We start from the raw sequence: 20521 nt of genomic DNA on the forward strand, positions 1-20521 counted from the left end.
TGAGTTATTGAGGTAGCTCTGGCCGGAGATGGGCTTCTCTACCTGAGCTATAAATCAAGTCGCTATACCAGTGCACCATAAATAGTCAGTAAAGCAACCACTACAATCACCGTCAGCGTCACTTTTCGCGCTAAAGATACGGCGGTTCTTGGTGTCTGTACTGGATCTAAATGAGGTTCTCGCGCCAGTGAATATTGTGCGAGTTGAGTCAACACTTGGTATTGCGAAGAACGGAAGTCACCCAATGAAGCAAACCAAGCTGGTAAAGCTCTTTCACCGTGCCCTAATAATGCGTAAGCAACACCGACTAACCGCACCGGTATCCAGTCCAACCAATGCAAGATACGGTCAATACCAGATTGAGATCGTTGTAACGGAGTGTGATGTCGCGCTAGCCACGTCTGGTATCCGCGTAACATCGCGTACCCCGCCAATGCCACCGGGCCGTAATTAACACATACAACAAACCAGAAGATAGGCGCTAAATAGTAACGGAAGTTTATCCATAACAATGCATTTTGCAGCGACTCCAGCCTGATTTTTTCACCACTATCCATCGGTAAACCATGGATAAGCGCTAATTCCTCGGCCATTTTATCGGTGGCATGGGCATCCCCCTGACGTGCTGCTTTCAGGTAAGCCCGATAATGTTTGCGTATTCCCCCCGCGCCAATGCACAGCAGGCAAATAAGTATCCAGACCAGCAAAAGAGGGAGGCCAAACAAGATATTTTGTACTGACTGCAAAATCAGCCATACCAACAGCATCCACACCGCAGTGAGTAAAATTGTTTGTACCAACGAAAAGTGACGTAAACGCGTAAATACCACTTCAAGGCGATGATCTAACTGCCAATGTTCGCCCAGTTTAAACAAGCGCTCCCATGCCAGCACCAGCAACAGCGTAAACAGTGTCATTAGCTCTTACTCTCCCTTTGCACTTAACCCACCCAGAAACAGGGCATATGCCTCCCGGCATGCATAAACGACAATATCAGACAAAGTGACAAGCTAATACGCGCTCAACCATAAACCTCAGGTTAATACTGCATCACTTTCGTATTACAATGGCAAAGATAACCTCACCAAACTCTGTTGATATAACTCCCAGTTAAAAGCGGGCCCTGGGTCGGTTTTACGCCCTGGCGCAATATCACTGTGACCCGTAACCAGTTCTGCAGTTATCGGATAAGCGGCAAATAGCAACGCGCTAATTTCAGCCAAACTGCGATATTGTGCGGGCGTAAACGGTAACACATCCGTCCCTTCTAACTCGATCCCAATAGAAAAATCGTTACACCGCTCACGCCCGGCAAAAGTTGAAACTCCCGCATGCCAGGCACGTTTATCAAATGGAACATATTGAATAATTTCACCCTCTCTACGAATCAGACAATGGGCTGATACTCTCAGATGAACAATATCGGCAAAATAAGGGTGTTCATCAGCTTTGAGTGTGCCAGTGAATAACTGATCGATATACGGGCCGCCAAACTCTCCGGGAGGCAAACTGATGTTATGAATCACCAACAAAGAAGGAATTTCGCCTTCTGGCCGCTGATCAAAATGTGGGGAAACAACCCGTTTTACGCCTGAAATCCAGCCATTCTCTAACTGCCAGTTATTTTCCAACTGCCCGGTATCTTCTAACTGCATAGTTTACCTAAGCCCCCTGATGGTGACACTTCAACCCGCTCTTTTATGGCACTTCTGCCAGCAACAGAGTAGCATGTTTGGACAACTATCCACCCGCCATTTCGGAGTTTTCTATGCCGACCCGCAGCTATAATGCCGACAGCCGCCGTGCCGAGCTATTGGAACGAATTCAACGCGATATCCCATCTACTGTTGCTCAGGCTTTGAGTGAAGATCTTGGTGGTGAGGTCAATGCAGACCGCGACCTTACAGCACAATTACTACCAGCGGACAAGCAGGCAGAGGCCACCATCATTACCCGAGAAGACGGTATTTTTTGTGGTCAGCGCTGGTTGAATGAAGTGTTTATTCAACTTGGTGCCCAGGTATCTATCACATCGGAAGTTAAAGATGGAGACAAACTGGTAGCGGATCAGGTTCTTTGTCATTTGACTGGCCCCGCACGTATTCTGTTGACGGGTGAACGTACTGCACTTAATTTCCTGCAAACTTTATCGGGTGTCGCTACCGAAGTGAGCCACTATGTGGCCGAACTCTCTGGATTGCATACTCAATTACTTGATACCCGAAAAACAGTCCCTGGGCTACGCACCGCCTTAAAATATGCCGTCCTCTGTGGTGGTGGCAATAATCATCGGCTGGGTTTATCTGATGCTTTCCTTATTAAGGAAAATCATATTATTGCTGCCGGTTCGATTAAAGAAGCTGTTGCCAAAGCATTTTGGATCCATGCCGATGTCCCTGTAGAAGTAGAAGTTGAATCCCTTGATGAGTTACAGCAAGCACTGGAAGCCGGTGCCGACATCATAATGCTCGATAACTTCACTATTCCAATGATGCGTGATGCTGTAAAAATGCGCGATGAACTGGCCCAAACCCAGAGCAGTGCGCAATTGGAGGTTTCAGGTAACGTTACATTGGAAACTTTGCGTAGCTATGCTGAAACAGGTATTGACTTTATTTCAGTAGGTGCGCTCACCAAGCATATTACTGCCCTGGACCTGTCCATGCGTTTTAAATAATCCTATCAAACTATTCTCGGCGGATGGCTATCAATTGCAGGCTATCATTCTGTTCTGCGAGCACCGCCGAAATTATCTGTGATTCCACTGCAAGAACCTAAATATCCGACAGTACGCTTCGCAAACCGCGCTGAACTCACTATTACCACTCATTTAAAAAGTGCACTCTGCTCACGTTTTCTCAAACACATGGAGAGTGTCAAATGACTAATCAACGAGGTTTTACATTAATTGAATTGATGGTTGCGATTGCCATCATTGCGGTTCTCAGTGGAGTGGGTATTCCTTCCTATCAGCGTTATATCCAAAAAGCAGCGCTCACCGATATGTTACAAGCCATGGTTCCTTACAAGATGGCAGTAGAACTTTGTGCTCTGGAACATGCCAGTCTTGATAACTGTAATGGTGGGAGCCATGGTATCCCTACTGGGGAAGAGTCCCGCTACGTCAGCGCTACGACCATTAATAAAGGCGTCATTACACTTACAGGTCAGCAAACACTCGCCAATCTGACTCTGGCTATGTCGCCAACAATAAATAACAGTGGAAATATCATCTGGACAAAAACATGCAAAGCAAAAAACAGCAGCATGACTGATAACTGTAAGACCGTGTTCCCTTTTAAAGATAAGGCCTAATCAAATGAGCCGATTTATGGAATATCCACACGAGACAATTAGCAATGAGTTACACAAACTCTGCCGCCGTCATAGGTCAATAGCTTTAAAGCTCGATGGTAAAAGTCTAACCATTGCATCATCTAGCCCCGTAAACGAGGAGTTATTAGCTGCGTTGCGTTTTGCTTGTGGCCGTAAAATCAAGGTGGAAAACTGGCCAGAAGCCAAGATTGAACAATCATTAAACTTGGCTCCATCAGTAAAAGGCCACTTAAGTAAAAGAATAAAATCCACAGAAGCTCATCACGACATATCCCGACAAAGCAGAGAACGGCAAAAATCAATATCGTCAAATCCTGAGCCACAAAGTTCGGATGACACATTGCTTGATAATGAAAGTGATATACCTGTTATTCAATTTATAACTCAAACACTTAGGTTGGCGATTCAGAAACGTGCATCAGATATCCATTTCGAACCTTACCAATATCACTATCGTATTCGCCTAAGAATTGATGGCGTATTACATGAATCTCCGCCGCCAGAGACTGAATTATCCAGCCGTATCAGCAGTTGTCTAAAGGTTATGTCCAAGCTGAACATTGCTGAAAAACGGTTAGCACAAGATGGTCAGTTGGCTCTAATGCTAGACGGTATCCGCTACTCGATGAGAATAGCGACTCTCCCCGTGCAATACGGTGAAAAAGTCGTGCTGCGTATCCTCAATATGCAACAACAACCTACACTGGAAAAGTTGGGGCTAACCCCCCTTGCCCACCAACAGTTAACCCAAGTGCTGTCGGCTCCACAGGGTTTGATTTTGGTCACTGGGCCAACTGGCAGTGGGAAAACCGTCACCCTCTATTGCAGCCTGGAACAACTCAATCAGCCGCAGATAAATATCTGTAGTGTTGAAGATCCTATTGAGATCCAAGTTAATGGCATCAATCAAACGCAAACTAACAGTAAGATTGGACTAGATTTTTCCAGTGTCTTGCGTGCAATGCTACGACAGGACCCCGACGTGATTATGCTCGGTGAGATTCGAGATAACGAAACTGCAGAAATAGCAGTTAAAGCGGCTCTAACAGGGCATCTGGTACTTTCAACACTGCATACCAATTCCACGACTGAAACACTGATACGCCTGACACAAATGGGAGTAGCGCGTCATTTAATTGCCTCCAGCCTAACATTAGTCATCGCCCAGCGATTGGTACGCAAATTATGCTTACATTGCCGCCAAACATCACCCACCCCTTTCCAAGCTCCCAAAAATGTGTGGGAGAGCCCACTGCAACACTATATTGCCGTGGGTTGCGAACATTGTTGTGCCGGTTATTATGGCCGAACGGGTATTTATGAAATGTTAAATGTAACGCCGCCAATCCAACAAGCTTTACTCAATAACGCAAGCCCGTCAGAGCTAGCCCAAATTGCACGGGAACAAAAACAAATAACATTACTTTCGGCTGGTTTGGCATTAGTCGAAAGCGGTATGACCACACTCAGTGAAATTAATCGTGTTGTCGGTTTTTTGACAGAAGCAGAGGCAACGTCGTGAACTATCAACGTTTATTTAGCTGGAAAGCAATTAACAATTCGGGGCAGTTACAAACAGGTGTATTACTGGCAACAGAAAGAAATATTGTTTATGAACATATGTTTCGCCATGGGTTACAGCCACTGGGTATTAAAAGCGGGAAACGGTTATCGATGAACTATTGGCGAGGAGAGCGCCTGATCACTGTAACTCGCCAATTAGCGACGTTGTTGCAAGCGGGCTTACCATTAGTGAGTTGTTTGCAATTGTTGGCGAAAGAAATGGATGCCTTACCTTGGCAGTGTTTATTACAGGAGATAAGTCAGCAAGTTTCACAGGGGCAATCATTATCTGAAGCAATGGCGCATTATCCTCACACATTCCCTCAATTATATCCCCCCATCATTGCGATGGGGGAGTTGACGGGTAATCTTGAGCAATGCTGTACTCAGTTGGTTCAGCATCAGGAACAGCAACAAAAATTACAAAAAAAAGTGATTAAAGCGCTTAAATATCCGGCATTTGTCTGTGTTATTGCGTTAGCTGTCAGTATCATCATGCTAGTTTTAGTGCTCCCTGAGTTTGCACAAATCTATCAATCATTCGATACACCATTACCGGCGCTGACTGCCGCCTTACTGTTAATATCAGCATTTCTTACTGCTTATGGGCCATATCTCGCCACATTATTAACATCACTTTTTATTAGCTATTTATATGTACGGAAAAATCGAACTTACTGCCAACTATGGGAGCAAAAGCTTTTATTACGCCTTCCGCTAATATCCGCATTGATACGCGGCAGTTGTCTTAGTCAAATTTTTCAAACACTGGCTATTACTCAACACGCAGGGTTACCACTGACGGCCGGATTAGATGCCGCACTTCGTGCCATCAATAACGACACTTATAAGCAAGCATTGAGGGGGATTCAAAAACAAATCAACCAAGGAGTTCCATTGTATCTGACCCTCTATCAGCACTCTCTATTCCCCCCCTTATGCCAACAAATGGTTCGTGTGGGGGAAGAATCTGGCGCACTTGATGTGCTGTTAGATAAACTTGCCAATTGGCACCAACAGCAAACACAGGACTTAGCTGACAATCTTACTCAAATGTTGGAACCACTTTTGATGCTAATTATTGGCAGTATTGTGGGGATTTTAGTGATAGCGATGTATTTACCAATATTCCAGTTAGGGGATGTCATCGGGTAAATGATGCTATTAGGGAAGATTATCTGGTGCCATTTTATTAAAAAGAGGCGTTAGTTTACGCCCCTTTTCATATCAATGACCCAGAATTAGTTACTACCAAACACACGGTTTTCTTGTTCAGCTACACGAATAAAAGTGGTGCGCTTGGTCAGTTCTTTTAAATGCGAAGCCCCTACATAAGTACAAGCAGAACGCAACCCCCCCATAATGTCACGAACGGTGTTATCAACGGAGCCACGTAATGGCAATTTAACCGTTTTTCCTTCTGCAGCTCGGTACTCAGCAACACCGCCGACATGACGCTTCATAGCAGATTCAGAGCTCATACCGTAGAACAGCATAAATTTCTTGCCATTCTCTTCAACAACTCGGCCTTCACACTCGTCATGCCCAGCTAGCATACCGCCCAACATAACAAAATCAGCACCGCCGCCAAACGCTTTCGCGACATCACCGGGTACCGAGCAACCGCCATCACTGACAATCTGTCCACCCAAGCCATGTGCTGCATCAGCGCACTCGATAACCGCTGACAACTGTGGATAGCCGACGCCTGTTTTTACGCGAGTGGTGCAAACCGAACCTGGCCCAATCCCAACTTTAACAATGTCAGCGCCCGAGAGGATAAGCTCTTCTACCATCTCACCGGTCACAACATTACCGGCGCAAATCACTTTATCAGGGCAAGCTTCTCGAGCTTTTTGCAAGAAAGAGACAAAATGCTCTGAATAGCCGTTAGCAACATCAATGCAGATAAATTTCAACGCGGGTGATAACGCTAAAATTTGTTTCATTTTGTCGAAGTCGGCGGAGGAAGTCCCGGTAGAGACCATGACATGCCGTAACACGGATTCAGGAACACGCTTCACAAACTCGCCCCACTGTTCAACAGTGTAATGTTTATGAACTGCGGTTAGAACATCGAATGATGCCAGAACTTCTGCCATGCGGAAGGTGCCAACAGTATCCATATTAGCGGCAATAATAGGTACACCGGACCAATTCCAACCTGAATGTTTGAAAGTAAACTGGCGCTCCAGCTCCACTTCCGAGCGGCTTTTCAGTGTTGAACGTTTAGGGCGGATTAACACATCTTTAAAGCCTAACTTCAAACCTTCTTCAATACGCATGGCTTATTATTTCCTGGTTATTGGCGATAGATCGCAAAATGTGATCGGGCGTAAATCACGCCATCCCAGTGAAGCTATCATACGCATGAATAATTCTACGGCAAGACTGCGAATCCACCTTTATTTACGCTACAATCCCACAAATTACCTGAAGAATAGCGATGACTCTTTTTATCACTGTATTCACTTCACTTATTTTTCTATATAGCTCAAACAGAATGCATAGCTTACTATGCCTTCCCTCCTGCTTTCAGATACAATTCTGCCACTCACTAACAGTATGCAAGGCTAGGCAATGACCTATATTGTGGCTCTCACCGGCGGGATTGGCAGCGGCAAAAGCACTGTGGCAAATGCATTTGCTAATCTCGGTGTGCCTCTTGTTGATGCTGATATTATTGCCCGTCAGGTGGTTGAACCAGGCATGCCTGCATTAGCCGCCATTGTTTCCCGTTATGGTGAAATAATTTTACAGGCCGATGGCGCATTAAACCGGGCTGTATTGCGCGAGAAGATTTTCAGTGAACCACAGGAAAAAGCATGGTTAAATTCATTGTTGCATCCACTGATTCAACGGGAAACTCAACGCCAACTCGCCAGTATTGATGAGTCGTACGCTCTTTGGGTTGTTCCCTTATTAGTTGAAAATGGTTTACATCACAGAGCCAATCGTGTGTTAGTAGTAGATGTAGCACCTGAAATACAACTCGCGCGGACGATGGCGAGAGATGGTATTACCCGCCAACAGGCAGAACATATTTTAGCTTCACAGGCTTCGCGGCAGCAACGGCTGGCTTGTGCTGATGATATTATTGACAATAGCGGCGATCCCTCAATTATCGCCCCGCAAGTTGCTTCATTACACCAGCAGTATTTAAAATTGGCAGCTGCGGCCCAACAGGATCTACACCAATGAGCGACCTCACCTCAACAATACTGTTCGAACATCCGCTTAATGAAAAAATGCGTACCTGGCTGAGAATGGAGTTTTTACTACAACAATTAGAAAGCCAACGTTCGTTAGATAATATTGCCAGTGCATTGACATTTTTCCGTACTGCATCTGATTTAATTGATGTCCTTGAGCGCGGTGAAGTACGCACTGATTTACTTAAAGAGCTTGAACGCCAGCAACAAAAGTTACAGCAATGGACTAATATGCCCGGTGTTGATATGTCACTGGTGGACTCCCTACGCAGCCAGTTAAAAAACCGAGCTTCAGTATTAATGTCTGCGCCACGTATTGGGCAATCATTAAAAGAAGACCGTTTAATCAGCGTTGTTCGCCAACGCCTGAGTATTCCCGGCGGCTGTTGTAGCTTTGATTTACCGACTTTACATACCTGGCTACACCAACCAGAGCAACAACGTAACCAGCATATGAGTAAATTGCTGGAAAGCTTAACGCCTCTTAATCAGTCGCTGACCATCATTTTGGAGTTAATTCGCCAATCTGGCCCACTGCGCGCACAAATCAGTTTGAATGGATTCTTCCAAGACAATGCGGAAGGCGCGGACTTACTTAGAGTACGTCTGCCGCTAGACCCACAGCTATATCCCCAGATTTCCGGTCATAAGACCAGATATGCCATTCGCTTCTTACCACTCGACAGTGAAAATGGTACCGTGCCGGCACGTTTATCGTTTGAATTAGCCTGTTGCTGATATAAAAATTGTTATACCCAATAGATTTCAAGATGCAGGAAGGCGGCAAACGAGAAAATCCCGATGAGCTTACAGCGGTAAGTGATTCGGGTGAGTGAGTGTAGCCAACACACCTGCGACTTGAAAGATGAAGGGTATAAGGAGAAAATATGGAAACTGAAGTCATTGAAGTTAACTGCCCCACCTGTGGGAAGTTGGTTATCTGGGGTGAACAAAGCCCTTATCGCCCATTCTGCTGCAAACGCTGTCAACTTATTGACTTAGGTGAGTGGGCAGACGAAGAAAAACGAATTTCCAGCAGTGGTGAATTATCTGACAGTGATGAATGGAGTGAGGAAGACCCTCTTCAGCACTGACAGTCACGGCCTGACCAAATGGAGCAAACGGCGTTTTGCTCCACTTCACTCATATTAACAGCCCATAGATCTATGCTGTAAGTAATTCAATAATAGCCACATTCGCGGGCGGAAAATCTTCAACCAACAATTCAGATTGCTTCACCCAGCGCATTGGCTGCCCCTCACGACCAAAGGGTTCACCATCCCACATTTCGACCATATAGAAATGTAATGTTACGATACGGTCAGTAAAAGTGTGTTCCAACACTTTAAGCAAAACAGCCTCTTTCACCACAATTCCAGTTTCTTCCAACAGTTCACGTTTTAAGGCGAGTTCCGGTGTTTCACTCTGCTCAATCTTGCCGCCAGGGAATTCCCAAAAACCTGCCATATGGGAATCAGCAGCACGCTGAGTAACAAAAATCTCCTGCTGGGCGTTGCGAATAATCCCTACCGCAATGTGTAAGTGTTTCAATTTCTTATCTCCTGAACAGTGTGTAAATGCTGGCTGGAGCCGCCTCTTTTATCTGTTCTAAAATTATCTGTTCTAAAATAGATGGACAAAAAAGGTCAAAATAAAGGGCGGTTTTTAAGCCGCCCTCGTCATCAGTGTTAACCGTTGCTTAAAATATTATTGCAGGCGGCCGTGGCACTGTTTGTATTTCTTACCTGAACCACATGGGCACGGATCATTACGCCCAACTTTGCGCTCAAGGCTAGCTGCAACACTGGCTTCTTCTTGCGACATTAATGCGCTGTTATCAGATTCATGGCTGAGTTGTTGCTGTTTAGCCAAACGCTCAGCCTCTTCACGACGTTGTACTTCCAGTGCTTCAACTTCTTCCGGCATCCGCACTTGTACTTTGCTCAGCACGCTGATCACTTCATATTTCAGTGATTCCAACATTGCCGCGAACATTGCGAAAGATTCACGCTTATATTCCTGTTTAGGATCTTTCTGCGCGTAGCCACGCAAATGGATACCCTGGCGCAGGTAATCCATCGCCGCTAAGTGTTCTTTCCACAAGGAATCAAGCGTTTGCAACATTACGCCCTTTTCGAAGCTGCGCATCATATCAAAACCAACAACTTCTTCTTTACGGTGATAATCCTCAATGGCTCTTTGAAGAATACGCTCACGTAATGTTTCTTCGTGCAGTTGTGGCTCATCTTCTAACCATTGAGCAATTGGCATGTCCAAGTCGAAATCATTTTTCAGACGCTGTTCCAAGCCTTCGACATCCCACATTTCTTCCAGTGACTGGGTTGGAATGTAGCTATCGATAACCGTTTTGAATACATCTTCACGGATGCTGTTGATGGTTTCACTCACATCAGCCACGTCCAACAGCTCATTACGCTGGCTGTAGATAGCCCGACGTTGGTCGCTGGCGACATCATCATATTCAAGTAATTGCTTACGAATATCGAAGTTGCGGCTTTCAACTTTACGTTGTGCATTGGCGATAGCTTTAGTCACCCATGGGTGCTCAATAGCTTCGCCCGGCTTCATCCCTAATTTACGCATCATGCCAGATACACGGTCAGAGGCAAAAATACGCATCAGAGCATCTTCCATTGACAGGTAGAAGCGTGAAGAACCGGCATCACCTTGACGACCCGCACGACCACGTAGCTGATTATCGATACGGCGTGACTCATGGCGCTCGGTACCAATGATATGCAGGCCACCGGAGGCCAACACTGCATCATGGCGAACTTGCCATGCCGCTTTAATCGCTGCAATTTGATCTTCAGTTGGGTTTTCCAGCAAGGCGATTTCACTCTGCCAGCTACCACCCAACACGATATCGGTACCACGACCCGCCATGTTGGTTGCGATGGTTACCGCACTCGCTTGACCAGCCTGAGAAACAATTTCCGCTTCCATGGCGTGGAACTTGGCATTCAGAACTTTATGCTCAATGCCCGCTTTAGTTAACTCAGCAGAGACCACTTCAGATTTTTCAATCGAGATAGTCCCCACCAACACTGGCTGGCCGTTAGCAGTACGCTCACGGATATCTTCGATAATTGCGCCGATCTTTTCCTGTTCGGTCATATAGACCAAATCAGCCAGATCCTTACGGATCATTGGGCGGTTAGTCGGTACAACAATGGTGTCTAGTTTATAAATGGAACTGAATTCGAATGCTTCGGTATCCGCTGTACCGGTCATACCGGCCAGTTTCTCATAGAGACGGAAGTAGTTTTGGAAAGTAATGGAAGCCAGCGTCTGGTTTTCGTTCTGAATTTCCACGCCTTCTTTTGCTTCAACAGCCTGATGCAAACCATCTGACCAGCGACGGCCTTGCATAGTACGGCCAGTGTGTTCATCAACAATGATAACTTCACCGTCTTTCACGATGTAATCAACATCACGAGTAAACAGCACGTGAGCGCGCAAAGCCGCAGTGACGTGGTGCATCAACATAATGTTGGCAGGAGAATACAGAGACTCTCCCTCATCCATAATGCCCGCCTCTACTAGCATTTCTTCAATTTTGATCAAACCGCGTTCAGTCAAATGTACCTGACGTGATTTTTCATCCACAGAGAAATGGCCTTCACCCTGGAAGCTATCTGAGTCCTCTTTCTCCTGACGAATCAGTTTTGGAATCAGTTTGTTAACCCGAATATACATCTCCGAGCTATCTTCAGCTGGGCCAGAGATAATCAGTGGGGTACGGGCTTCATCGATCAAGATGGAGTCAACCTCATCCACCAGCGCATAGTGCAGTTTGCGCTGCACGCGTTCTTCAGGACTGAACGCCATGTTATCGCGCAGGTAGTCAAAACCAAATTCGTTGTTTGTGCCATAGGTGATATCCGCAGCATAAGCAGCACGCTTAGCTGGCGCTGCCATATTCGGCAAGTTGATACCTACACTCAGCCCCAGGAATTCGAACAATGGACGGTTATTTTCGGCATCACGCTGAGCCAAATAGTCGTTGACGGTAACCACGTGAACGCCTCGGCCACTCAATGCATTCAGGTAAGCTGGCAGAGTTGCAGTCAGCGTTTTACCTTCACCAGTACGCATTTCCGCGATGCATCGTTCGTTCAGAACCATACCGCCGAGCAACTGGACGTCGAAGTGACGCATGCCAAACACACGTTTACTGGCCTCACGCACCACCGCAAAAGCTTCGGGAATTAAGGTTTCCAGCACGGCACCTTTTGCCAGGCGCTCGCGGAACTCATCAGTTTTAGCGCGTAATTCAGCGTCTGTCAGTTTTTCAACTTCAGGCTCCATACGGTTGATAAGCTCAACCACTTTGCGCATACGGCGCAGTGTGCGATCGTTACGGCTGCCAAAAACTTTGGTTAATAATTTGATTAGCATGATTCTTAATATCTCTTACAAGACCACCAAGCCGGCGGCCAAAGGTTGTATAAAATTTATATAAATCAATAAAATAACTAAATTAGATTGGCAGGCCCGGCACGAATACCTTGCACTTGCGCAAGCCAAAGCCCAGGTTTATGTAACGAAAGAACAGGCCGTTTAACCTGCTCAGTATAGCGAATAATAGTGGGAGGTTTGAATTCGTGGGTCAGTAGTGCATTCAGCGTATTCAACAATGCAAGTTGCTGAATCTGTGAGGGTTCTATTTGTTCAGCTTCAGCTACTTCTTGCACCCGTGCATAAGCTGCTTGAGGAGCCAATGCAAATGAAAGGTGACGAATAACCGTGCGCAGTGCATGCTGTTGCCAATAGTCTACGCTGAATGAAGGGCGACGATGCATATCATGCAGCAATGCCAAACTGTTAAAGTTTGTCGCACCGTAATTCTGACGGCTTTGGCTTGATAATGTGTTCGGTATTGCTGCTTGATCTGGAACGCCAGACAGGTTTGATGGCACGCCAAGACTCGCCGCGACCATCCCCAACAGGAGATGCGGCCAGAAATAACGTCTGCCAAATTGTCGCCAACGATTTAGAATACCGATCACGAGTTTAAAATCCGCCGGAGCCTTGTCAATGCGTGAAAGCCGCCCACAATTATTAGATATCCTGTTCGATGATGCCATTGCAGCTGAAAACGGACCGCTGCATAACGTACAACAACGCGCTACTGCACTGGTAAAACTTAACCGTGCGGTAAAAGGATTGCTCCCTTCACAATTGCAGCCGTGGTGCCGTGTTGCCAACTATCGACAGAGTGTTTTAGTGCTAGAGACCGCCAACGCCAGCTGGTTAATGCGCTTGCGTTATGAACAACCCGCTTTACTCTCTGCACTACGAGCGCAAATTCTACCATCATTGTCTTCAATCGACATCAGGATTAATCCGTCGTTAATGGCTAAGGGCCATAACATTATGCAAGATGCCGCAAAATCATCGCAAAATCCTGAGAAATCGCCGCCATTGCGTCATTTAAGTTTGGAAAGCGCTAAGGAATTAAGAGGATTAGCGAGCCGTAGCCCTGAGAAATTGAGGACAATATTGGAACGATTGGCTGCGTTGGCCGGAGAGAGTGCCAACGCAACCAAAAGTGATAATGATAAGTAGCTTTAGTAAGCTAATACCGTAGACGGAGCTTTGAACGCCAATGGCATTTCGGCTTCGTCTTGGAACGTCACAAATTCCCATGCTTCTTGCTTAGCTAACACAGCCTGCAACAGCTTGTTATTTAATGCATGACCAGATTTGTACGCAGTAAATGCGCCAATAATATTATGGCCGCACATAAACAGGTCGCCGATAGCGTCCAGCATTTTGTGACGAACAAATTCATCTTCGAAGCGCAAGCCATCTTCATTTAGCACGCGGTAATCATCTACCACGATGGCACAATCGAAACTACCGCCCAGGCACAAACCACGGGACTGTAAATATTCGATATCGCGCATGAAACCAAAAGTACGCGCACGGCTGATTTGACGGACGAATGAATCGGCCGAGAAATCTAAGCGGTAACGCTGCGTACTGGAGTCAATCGCCGGGTGATTAAAATCAATGGTAAAATCTAAACGGAATCCATTGAATGGAGACAATTCAGCCCATTTATCACCGTCTTCAACCCGCACAGTCTCTTTCAGACGCAGGAATTTCTTCGCAGAGTTTAACTCTTCGATGCCCGCATCCAGCAGCAAGTACACGAATGGACTGGCACTACCGTCCATAATCGGTACTTCGGGAGCGTTAACTTCAATAATAATGTTATCAATCCCTAACCCTGCCAGAGCAGCGTTGAGATGCTCAACAGTAGAAATACGCACGTCATGCTCATTGACCAGGCAAGTACAGAGCATGGTATCACGCACGGATTTTGCATCTGCCGGAAAATCAACCGGTGGATTCAAGTCAGTGCGACGATAGATGACCCCGGTATTAGCCGGCGCGGGTCGCATTGTCAGTGTGACTTTCTTACCGGTGTGCAAACCGACGCCTGTCGCCTGAACAATACGTTTTAAAGTCCTTTGTTTGATCATCGTTTTATCTCGCAATGTTATCCATCCTACCGACCAAGCTTATAACAAGATCGGCGGGACAGTTTAGCACAAAGAGCGGAGATTCCAATTTTTTCGGAAATTAGTCGGCTTGTTTACGCAAAAATGCCGGAATATCCAAATAATCGGGCTCTTTATTGGTTTGAGCAGTTGGGTCATTGACCACTTTAGCCGCAGGCTTAACTTCCTGAGGTAAAGGTGACATGCCATGCTGCTGGTAACGGTGGTCCATAACAGGCTGAGTCTGCTTGTTGGTAACCAACGTAATTTCAGGGCGTTTATCCATGCCGATACCGGTTGCAACCACAGTTACGCGCAGTTCGTCGTTCATTTCTGGGTCTAACGAAGTACCGATAACCACGGTCGCATTGTCGGACGCAAATGCACGGATGGTATTCCCCACAGTTTCGAATTCATCTAAACGCAAATCGAAACCAGCCGTGATGTTGACCAACACACCACGAGCACCAGACAGGTCGATATCTTCCAGCAACGGGCTGGAAATCGCCATTTCTGCGGCTTCTTCTGCACGATCTTCACCGCAAGCCACACCGGAGCCCATCATGGCATAACCCATTTCAGACATCACAGTGCGCACGTCAGCAAAGTCGACGTTCATCAGGCCCGGACGGGTAATCAGCTCGGCGATCCCCTGAACAGCGCCTTTTAATACGTCGTTAGCAGCGCCGAATGCATCCAGTAAAGAGATGCCTCGACCCAGAACTTTTAACAACTTGTCGTTCGGAATAGTGATCAGTGAGTCCACATGCTTGGACAGTTCAGCAATACCCTGCTCAGCGAATGCCATGCGCTTCTTGCCTTCGAAATTAAAAGGCTTGGTAACCACGGCAACTGTCAGAATACCCAGTTCTTTTGCTACTTCAGCAACAACAGGAGCAGCACCAGTACCGGTACCACCGCCCATGCCTGCTGCGATAAAGACCATGTCCGCGCCTTCAAGGGCTGCGCGCAGAGCTTCACGGTCTTCTTCAGCTGAATTGCGGCCCACTTCTGGGTTCGCGCCAGCACCCAAACCTTTGGTAATACCGCTACCAATCTGGATGGTTTGGCCAACAGCCGTCTTACGTAGCGCCTGAGCGTCTGTATTAACGGCGAAGAATTCAACACCTTCGATGCGCTCGCGCACCATGTGTTCGACGGCATTACCACCGCCACCACCGACGCCGATGACTTTAATCACCGCGTCATTGGTTAGTTCCATAGGTTCAAACATAGTTTCTCTCCGTTTTGTGCCTGTCGCTTCGAGATCACAAAAATATGTTCAGCATGATCTCTTTGTTGAAACATTAAAACTCTTTTCTCAGCCAGCTATTGATACGTTTAAACCAATTGCCCACTGAGGCACGTTTTTCTACTTCTGACTCACCACTGAGATGAGATTCTTTACCGTAATGCAATAACCCAACAGCAGTGGAGTAATAGGGTTCCTGTGCATAATCCGTCAGCCCGGTAATATTGAGCGGTTGACCGATGCGAACCTGGGCATGAAATACCCGCTGAGCGCATTCAGCCAGCCCATCAATTTGTGCCGCTCCGCCTGTCAGCACGATACCGGCTGCCAGATGATGCTTCACGCCTTGCTGACGCAGTTGCTCCTGCAATTGTAAAATCTCGTCATTCACTAAATTCAGCAACTCGGTGTAGCGTGGTTCTATAACCTCTGCGAGCGTCTGTCTTTGCAGGCTACGAGGAGGGCGTCCGCCAACACTTGGCACTTCTACACTTTCGTCCTTGCTGACTATCGACCCGAGCGCACAGCCGTGCCGAACTTTAATCGCTTCCGCATCTGTTGGCGGTGTCCCAAAGGCGTACGCGATATCACTGGTGACCACATTCCCGGCGTAAGGGATAACTTTGGTGTGGCGCAGCGCCCCACCGGTATAAACCGCCATATCCATGGTGCCACCGCCGATGTCGACCACACAGACACCCAGCTCGCGTTCATCTTCGGTCAATACTGCATAACTTGCGGCTAAACCGGCGAAAATCAGTTGGTCCACTTTCAGACCACAACGTTCCACCGCTTTGACAATATTTTTTGCCATATCGTTATGGCAGGTAATCAGGTGTACTTTGGCTTGCATCCGCACGCCAGAAAGACCCACAGGATTTTTGATGCCCTCCTGATAATCGATGGCATATTCCTGCGGAATAACGTGCAGAATACGATGCTCATCACGTACACGTACCGACTTCGCGGTATGCACTACGTTCTCTACATCTTCCTGTGTGACTTCCTCTTCTGAAATAGGAACCATCCCTATTTCATTCTGACAACTGATATGTTTACCCGATAATGCCAAATAAACAGATGAAATCTGGCAATCCGCCATTAACTCAGCTTGATCGATAGCGCGCTGTACGCATTTCACTACCGACTCAAGGTCGTTAACCCCACCCTTATCCATGCCACGGGATGGGCAACTGCCTACCCCAATAATATTGACCATGCCATCGGGCAGAACTTCCCCTACCAATGCGGAGACCTTTGCCGTGCCGATCTCAAGACCTACTACCAGTTTTCTGTCCGTCGACTTGATCATTGTTGTTTTGCCTGTGCCTGATTCTGTTGCGGATTACTGTTCTGCTGGCCATTTACGGGTGGCTCACCACCCTGACTGCCGATAAATACCGGAGCCCAACCTATTGCAGCCCCTGTTTCATATCGCAAATCAACATAACTGACCCGTTTATCTGGCTGCTGTTGCAACATCGGATATAACTCAATAAAACGCTGTAAACGCCCCATCCGGTTATCCCGTCCCAGCTCCAGCCGAACATCATTATCTAAGGCCAACTGCCAAGAATGTCTGGCGCTCATCGCCACCATTTTTAGCTGATACTTATTGGCCGCTAATACTTTATTTATTGCCCGGTAGCCTTCCAGAACATCCTGTTCACTGCCTTCCGGGCCATACAGTAATGGCAATGTCTGTTTGCCGATTCGCTCGGACGGCACACTGAATGACCGCCCCTGCTCATCAACCATATGCAAATCATTCCAACGGGCAAAAGGCACATACTCCACCAGATGGATTTTCAGCTCATCCGGCCATTGTTTGCGCACGCTGGCCTGCTGAATCCAGGGTAACCGTTCAATCTGCTGCTGGATGATGTTCACATCCTGCGTCATAAAGGTACCCGGTGCGCCCAATGACAAAATCGCCTGGCGAATATCATCATTGGTGGTGTAATGGCGCTCGCCCGTTACTACCAGCTTCGACAGGGGTAATCGGCTGGCATCTTTCATCCACCCCACCACGACCCAACTCCCCCACAGTATTGTTCCCAAGACCATCAGCAAGAAAATCAGCCCCGCTAATTGGCCTCCGTTACTGCGCCGGGCTGCGCTGTTTTCAGCCGCGCGTTCACGCGCATTCAGAGCAGCTTGCGACATATCAGTCAGCCAACGTCAGAATTCGGGCCACCAACTGGGAAAAACTCAACCCATATTGGCGGGCAGCCATCGGCACTAAACTGTGGCTGGTCATCCCCGGTGAAGTATTTACTTCCAGCAGATAGAAACCGCCGTCGCCGTCCTGCATGACATCAACCCGGCCCCAACCGCTGCAACCTAGTGCCTGATATGCCTGCAATGCTAACTCTGCTAATTGTTGCTCTAACTCAGCACTCAAACCACTTGGGCAAAAATACTGTGTTTCATCAGACAGATACTTGGCTTCATAATCATAAAACACGCCGGGTGCCTGGATCCGGATGGACGGTAAAACATCCTCACCAAGAATAGCGACCGTGAATTCCGGCCCGCTCAACCATTTTTCAATCAGCACATCAGTGTCATGACGGAAAGCTTCAACCAGAGCAGCATGCAATTCGCCAGCCCGGTCAACCTTACTCATCCCCACGCTAGAGCCTTCATGGCTTGGCTTAACGATTAATGGCAGGCCAAGCTTAGCGACACATGCCGCTAATTCCTCTGAGGAAAGTGTTTCAAACTGTTGACGGTTCAGCGCCACATAAGGCGATATTGGCAAACCTGAGGCTTGCCACACCAATTTGGTGCGCAATTTGTCCATGGTCAGGGCCGAAGCCATCACGCCGCTGCCGGTATAGGGCAGTTGTAGGAACTCCAATACGCCTTGTAGCGTGCCGTCTTCGCCACCACGGCCATGCAGGGCAATAAAGACCTTATCAAAACCCTGTTCTTTCAATTGAGTGACAGGGAAGTCTCTGGTATCCACCCCATGGGCGTCGATACCGGCTTCTCTCAAACCGGCTAAAACCGCCTGGCCCGATAGCAATGAAACTTCACGTTCAGCGGAGGTTCCACCCAGCAGTACCGCAATTTTATCAGCCATGATGTTCCTCATCTTTTGTCTGTGGCTGCAATTTAAGCTCAGCCAACTTACGAGCAATTTTACCAATGTTCCCAGCGCCCTGAACCAGAATCAGGTCATCGCCATTCAGCACTTGCGCTAATACTTCAGGGACAGTTTCACTGTCTGACACCAAAATCGGGTCCAATTTGCCACGATTGCGGATGGTACGGCATAACGAGCGACTGTCAGCCCCTGGAATTGGCGCTTCACCGGCGGCATACACATCCAACATCAGTAAAACATCCACTTGCGACAGCACATTGGCAAAGTCGTCATACAAATCACGCGTTCGGGTATAACGGTGCGGCTGGAAAACCATCACAATACGTTTATCCGGCCAACCGGCACGCGCCGCTTTAACTGTGGCATCCACTTCTGTTGGGTGATGGCCATAGTCATCCACCAGCATGACGCTACCTTCTTTGCCGTTGACGGGTGCCAGCGGGAAGTTACCGAGGAAATCAAAACGGCGACCTGTCCCCTGGAACCCGACCAACGCACGCAGGATGTCCGTGTCTTCAATGCCTTCTTCGGTCGCTACTGCAACCGCTGCCGCGGCGTTCAGCGCGTTATGACGGCCCGGTGCATTCAGGGTCACCGTCATCAACGGCTTATCCAGGCGTTTCAGTGTGAAGTGCCCTTGTGGGCCTTCTTGCCGATAGCTGGCAATCTGCACATCGGCGTCATCACTGAAACCATAAGTGGTGATATGGCGACCAACACGCGGCAATAACTCACGCACCACAGGGTCGTCGATACACATCACGGCACGGCCATAGAATGGCAAGTTGTGCAAAAAGTTAATAAATGTCTGTTTTAAGTTCTCAAAATCACCCTGATAGGTATCCATATGGTCAGGTTCGATATTGGTAACAATGGCGACCATCGGCTGCAAATGCAGGAATGACGCATCACTCTCATCGGCTTCTGCAATCAGGTAACGGCTGGAGCCCAAACGCGCATGAGTGCCCGCCGCTTTAACCAAACCGCCGTTGACAAATGTTGGATCCAGACCCGCTTCGGCATAAATACTGGAAACCATCGCCGTCGTGGTGGTTTTACCGTGGGTGCCAGCGACAGCAATCCCATGGCGATAACGCATCAATTCAGCCAACATTTCTGCGCGGCGGATCACCGGAATACGCGCCTCGCGAGCCGCGACAATCTCGGGGTTATCCGCAGAAATCGCCGTTGAAACCACCACCACACTGGCATCCAGCACATTTTCTGGACGGTGATGGAAATAAATCTGTGCGCCCAATGAAGCCAAATGCTGAGTGACCGGGTTGGGAGCCAAATCTGAACCGCTAATCTGATAACCTTCGTTTGCCAACACTTCAGCGATACCACCCATGCCGGCACCACCGATGCCAACAAAGTGAATGTGCCGGACGCGACGCATTTCGGGCACGATAGTTCGTAGTTTCGCTAATTGTTGTGTATTCACGTTTTCTTCACTTTTTTGTCTGTTACATATTCGCAGCCCGCATAAATGCGAGCGATAACTATCTTTTCA

General features: G+C 47.6%; 20 protein-coding genes. 8 read left to right on the forward strand and 12 right to left on the reverse strand.

Annotation, left to right across the window (positions count from 1 at the left end):
• Positions 1 to 62 precede the first annotated feature (62 nt).
• Together ampE and ampD are read right to left on the reverse strand one after the other, a co-directional pair.
• Positions 63 to 917, reverse strand: a complete 855-nt coding sequence (ampE, locus tag FTA91_RS09745) for a beta-lactamase regulator AmpE (RefSeq protein WP_050113719.1) — start codon at positions 915 to 917, stop codon at positions 63 to 65.
• A gap of 144 nt (positions 918 to 1061) precedes the next feature.
• Positions 1062 to 1655 (reverse strand): 1,6-anhydro-N-acetylmuramyl-L-alanine amidase AmpD, encoded by a 594-nt coding sequence (ampD, locus tag FTA91_RS09750; RefSeq protein ID WP_050113718.1) that lies wholly within the window; start codon positions 1653 to 1655, stop codon positions 1062 to 1064.
• 113 nt (positions 1656 to 1768) lie between these two features.
• Here ampD and nadC point away from each other — a divergent pair, with 113 nt between their 5' ends.
• From nadC to hofC, 4 genes are all read left to right on the forward strand, one after another.
• On the forward strand, positions 1769 to 2677 hold the full coding sequence (gene nadC, locus FTA91_RS09755) for a carboxylating nicotinate-nucleotide diphosphorylase (protein WP_145534330.1): 909 nt from the start codon (positions 1769 to 1771) through the stop codon (positions 2675 to 2677).
• Between the two features lie 203 nt (positions 2678 to 2880).
• On the forward strand, positions 2881 to 3315 hold the full coding sequence (gene ppdD / locus FTA91_RS09760; protein ID WP_050113716.1) for a prepilin peptidase-dependent pilin: 435 nt from the start codon (positions 2881 to 2883) through the stop codon (positions 3313 to 3315).
• A 16-nt stretch (positions 3316 to 3331) separates the two neighbouring features.
• Positions 3332 to 4858, forward strand: coding sequence for a type II secretion system protein GspE (gspE, locus tag FTA91_RS09765; protein WP_072082553.1), 1527 nt, complete (start codon positions 3332 to 3334; stop codon positions 4856 to 4858).
• Complete coding sequence (gene hofC / locus FTA91_RS09770) at positions 4855 to 6054, forward strand: protein transport protein HofC (RefSeq protein WP_050113714.1); 1200 nt, start codon at positions 4855 to 4857, stop codon at positions 6052 to 6054. The genes gspE and hofC overlap by 4 nt, the downstream gene beginning before the upstream one ends.
• A gap of 86 nt (positions 6055 to 6140) precedes the next feature.
• Here the strand turns inward: hofC and FTA91_RS09775 are convergent, their stop codons facing one another.
• Entirely contained in the window at positions 6141 to 7184 is a 1044-nt protein-coding gene (locus FTA91_RS09775) for a GMP reductase (RefSeq protein WP_050113713.1), read from the reverse strand.
• Positions 7185 to 7479: 295 nt separating this feature from the next.
• Between FTA91_RS09775 and coaE the strand changes: the two genes are divergently transcribed.
• The 3 genes from coaE (at position 7480) to yacG (ending at position 9205) form a co-directional block, all read left to right on the forward strand.
• On the forward strand, positions 7480 to 8100 hold the full coding sequence (gene coaE / locus FTA91_RS09785) for a dephospho-CoA kinase (RefSeq protein WP_050113712.1): 621 nt from the start codon (positions 7480 to 7482) through the stop codon (positions 8098 to 8100).
• On the forward strand, positions 8097 to 8849 hold the full coding sequence (gene zapD, locus FTA91_RS09790; RefSeq protein ID WP_050113711.1) for a cell division protein ZapD: 753 nt from the start codon (positions 8097 to 8099) through the stop codon (positions 8847 to 8849). The genes coaE and zapD overlap by 4 nt, the downstream gene beginning before the upstream one ends.
• A 149-nt stretch (positions 8850 to 8998) precedes the next feature.
• A complete protein-coding gene (gene yacG, locus FTA91_RS09795; protein ID WP_038636268.1) occupies positions 8999 to 9205 on the forward strand; it encodes a DNA gyrase inhibitor YacG in 207 nt (68 codons plus the stop codon).
• Between the two features lie 70 nt (positions 9206 to 9275).
• Here yacG and mutT read toward each other — a convergent pair whose 3' ends face one another.
• The 3 genes from mutT to secM form a co-directional block, all read right to left on the reverse strand.
• Complete coding sequence (gene mutT, locus FTA91_RS09800; protein WP_050113710.1) at positions 9276 to 9662, reverse strand: 8-oxo-dGTP diphosphatase MutT; 387 nt, start codon at positions 9660 to 9662, stop codon at positions 9276 to 9278.
• A 156-nt stretch (positions 9663 to 9818) separates the two neighbouring features.
• Positions 9819 to 12533, reverse strand: a complete 2715-nt coding sequence (gene secA, locus FTA91_RS09805; RefSeq protein WP_050113709.1) for a preprotein translocase subunit SecA — start codon at positions 12531 to 12533, stop codon at positions 9819 to 9821.
• 77 nt (positions 12534 to 12610) lie between these two features.
• Positions 12611 to 13144 (reverse strand): secA translation cis-regulator SecM, encoded by a 534-nt coding sequence (gene secM / locus FTA91_RS09810; RefSeq protein ID WP_050113708.1) that lies wholly within the window; start codon positions 13142 to 13144, stop codon positions 12611 to 12613.
• 28 nt (positions 13145 to 13172) lie between these two features.
• On the opposite strand from secM, the gene FTA91_RS09815 reads away from it, so the two are divergent.
• Positions 13173 to 13703: a DUF721 domain-containing protein gene (locus FTA91_RS09815; protein ID WP_050113707.1), complete on the forward strand. Its 531-nt coding sequence runs from the start codon at positions 13173 to 13175 to the stop codon at positions 13701 to 13703.
• 2 nt (positions 13704 to 13705) lie between these two features.
• On the opposite strand, the gene lpxC is transcribed toward FTA91_RS09815, so the two are convergent.
• From lpxC to murC, 6 genes are all read right to left on the reverse strand, one after another.
• Positions 13706 to 14626, reverse strand: a complete 921-nt coding sequence (gene lpxC, locus FTA91_RS09820) for a UDP-3-O-acyl-N-acetylglucosamine deacetylase (RefSeq protein ID WP_004389005.1) — start codon at positions 14624 to 14626, stop codon at positions 13706 to 13708.
• 100 nt (positions 14627 to 14726) lie between these two features.
• Positions 14727 to 15878, reverse strand: a complete 1152-nt coding sequence (gene ftsZ / locus FTA91_RS09825) for a cell division protein FtsZ (protein ID WP_004389003.1) — start codon at positions 15876 to 15878, stop codon at positions 14727 to 14729.
• A 73-nt stretch (positions 15879 to 15951) separates the two neighbouring features.
• The gene (ftsA, locus tag FTA91_RS09830; RefSeq protein ID WP_002210431.1) at positions 15952 to 17208 is read right to left on the reverse strand and encodes a cell division protein FtsA; all 1257 of its coding nucleotides are present in this window, start codon (positions 17206 to 17208) and stop codon (positions 15952 to 15954) included.
• Positions 17205 to 18062 carry a cell division protein FtsQ gene (gene ftsQ / locus FTA91_RS09835; RefSeq protein WP_050113706.1) on the reverse strand — a complete coding sequence of 286 codons (858 nt, stop codon included), beginning with the start codon at positions 18060 to 18062 and terminating at the stop codon, positions 17205 to 17207. The genes ftsA and ftsQ overlap by 4 nt, the downstream gene beginning before the upstream one ends.
• Before the next feature lies 1 nt (position 18063).
• On the reverse strand, positions 18064 to 18984 hold the full coding sequence (locus FTA91_RS09840; RefSeq protein WP_145534324.1) for a D-alanine--D-alanine ligase: 921 nt from the start codon (positions 18982 to 18984) through the stop codon (positions 18064 to 18066).
• Positions 18977 to 20452: a UDP-N-acetylmuramate--L-alanine ligase gene (murC, locus tag FTA91_RS09845; protein WP_145534321.1), complete on the reverse strand. Its 1476-nt coding sequence runs from the start codon at positions 20450 to 20452 to the stop codon at positions 18977 to 18979. The genes FTA91_RS09840 and murC overlap by 8 nt, the downstream gene beginning before the upstream one ends.
• Between the last annotated feature and the right edge of the window lie 69 nt (positions 20453 to 20521).

Source organism: Yersinia thracica (assembly GCF_902170565.1).
GTDB classification, from domain to species: Bacteria; Pseudomonadota; Gammaproteobacteria; order Enterobacterales; family Enterobacteriaceae; genus Yersinia; species Yersinia thracica.

Excerpts from the sequence above, each read along its gene's own strand:
- FTA91_RS09775 (WP_050113713.1), bottom strand. The coding sequence starts at position 7,184 with ATGCGTATTGAAGAAGGTTTGAAGTTAGGCTTTAAAGATGTGTTAATC.
- ftsZ (WP_004389003.1), bottom strand. The coding sequence starts at position 15,878 with ATGTTTGAACCTATGGAACTAACCAATGACGCGGTGATTAAAGTCATC.
- ppdD (WP_050113716.1), top strand. The coding sequence starts at position 2,881 with ATGACTAATCAACGAGGTTTTACATTAATTGAATTGATGGTTGCGATT.
- gspE (WP_072082553.1), top strand. The coding sequence starts at position 3,332 with ATGGAATATCCACACGAGACAATTAGCAATGAGTTACACAAACTCTGC.
- coaE (WP_050113712.1), top strand. The coding sequence starts at position 7,480 with ATGACCTATATTGTGGCTCTCACCGGCGGGATTGGCAGCGGCAAAAGC.
- ftsQ (WP_050113706.1), bottom strand. The coding sequence starts at position 18,062 with ATGTCGCAAGCTGCTCTGAATGCGCGTGAACGCGCGGCTGAAAACAGC.
- zapD (WP_050113711.1), top strand. The coding sequence starts at position 8,097 with ATGAGCGACCTCACCTCAACAATACTGTTCGAACATCCGCTTAATGAA.
- secA (WP_050113709.1), bottom strand. The coding sequence starts at position 12,533 with ATGCTAATCAAATTATTAACCAAAGTTTTTGGCAGCCGTAACGATCGC.
- FTA91_RS09840 (WP_145534324.1), bottom strand. The coding sequence starts at position 18,984 with ATGGCTGATAAAATTGCGGTACTGCTGGGTGGAACCTCCGCTGAACGT.
- ampE (WP_050113719.1), bottom strand. The coding sequence starts at position 917 with ATGACACTGTTTACGCTGTTGCTGGTGCTGGCATGGGAGCGCTTGTTT.
- ftsA (WP_002210431.1), bottom strand. The coding sequence starts at position 17,208 with ATGATCAAGTCGACGGACAGAAAACTGGTAGTAGGTCTTGAGATCGGC.
- lpxC (WP_004389005.1), bottom strand. The coding sequence starts at position 14,626 with ATGATCAAACAAAGGACTTTAAAACGTATTGTTCAGGCGACAGGCGTC.
- ampD (WP_050113718.1), bottom strand. The coding sequence starts at position 1,655 with ATGCAGTTAGAAGATACCGGGCAGTTGGAAAATAACTGGCAGTTAGAG.
- nadC (WP_145534330.1), top strand. The coding sequence starts at position 1,769 with ATGCCGACCCGCAGCTATAATGCCGACAGCCGCCGTGCCGAGCTATTG.
- FTA91_RS09815 (WP_050113707.1), top strand. The coding sequence starts at position 13,173 with ATGCGTGAAAGCCGCCCACAATTATTAGATATCCTGTTCGATGATGCC.
- yacG (WP_038636268.1), top strand. The coding sequence starts at position 8,999 with ATGGAAACTGAAGTCATTGAAGTTAACTGCCCCACCTGTGGGAAGTTG.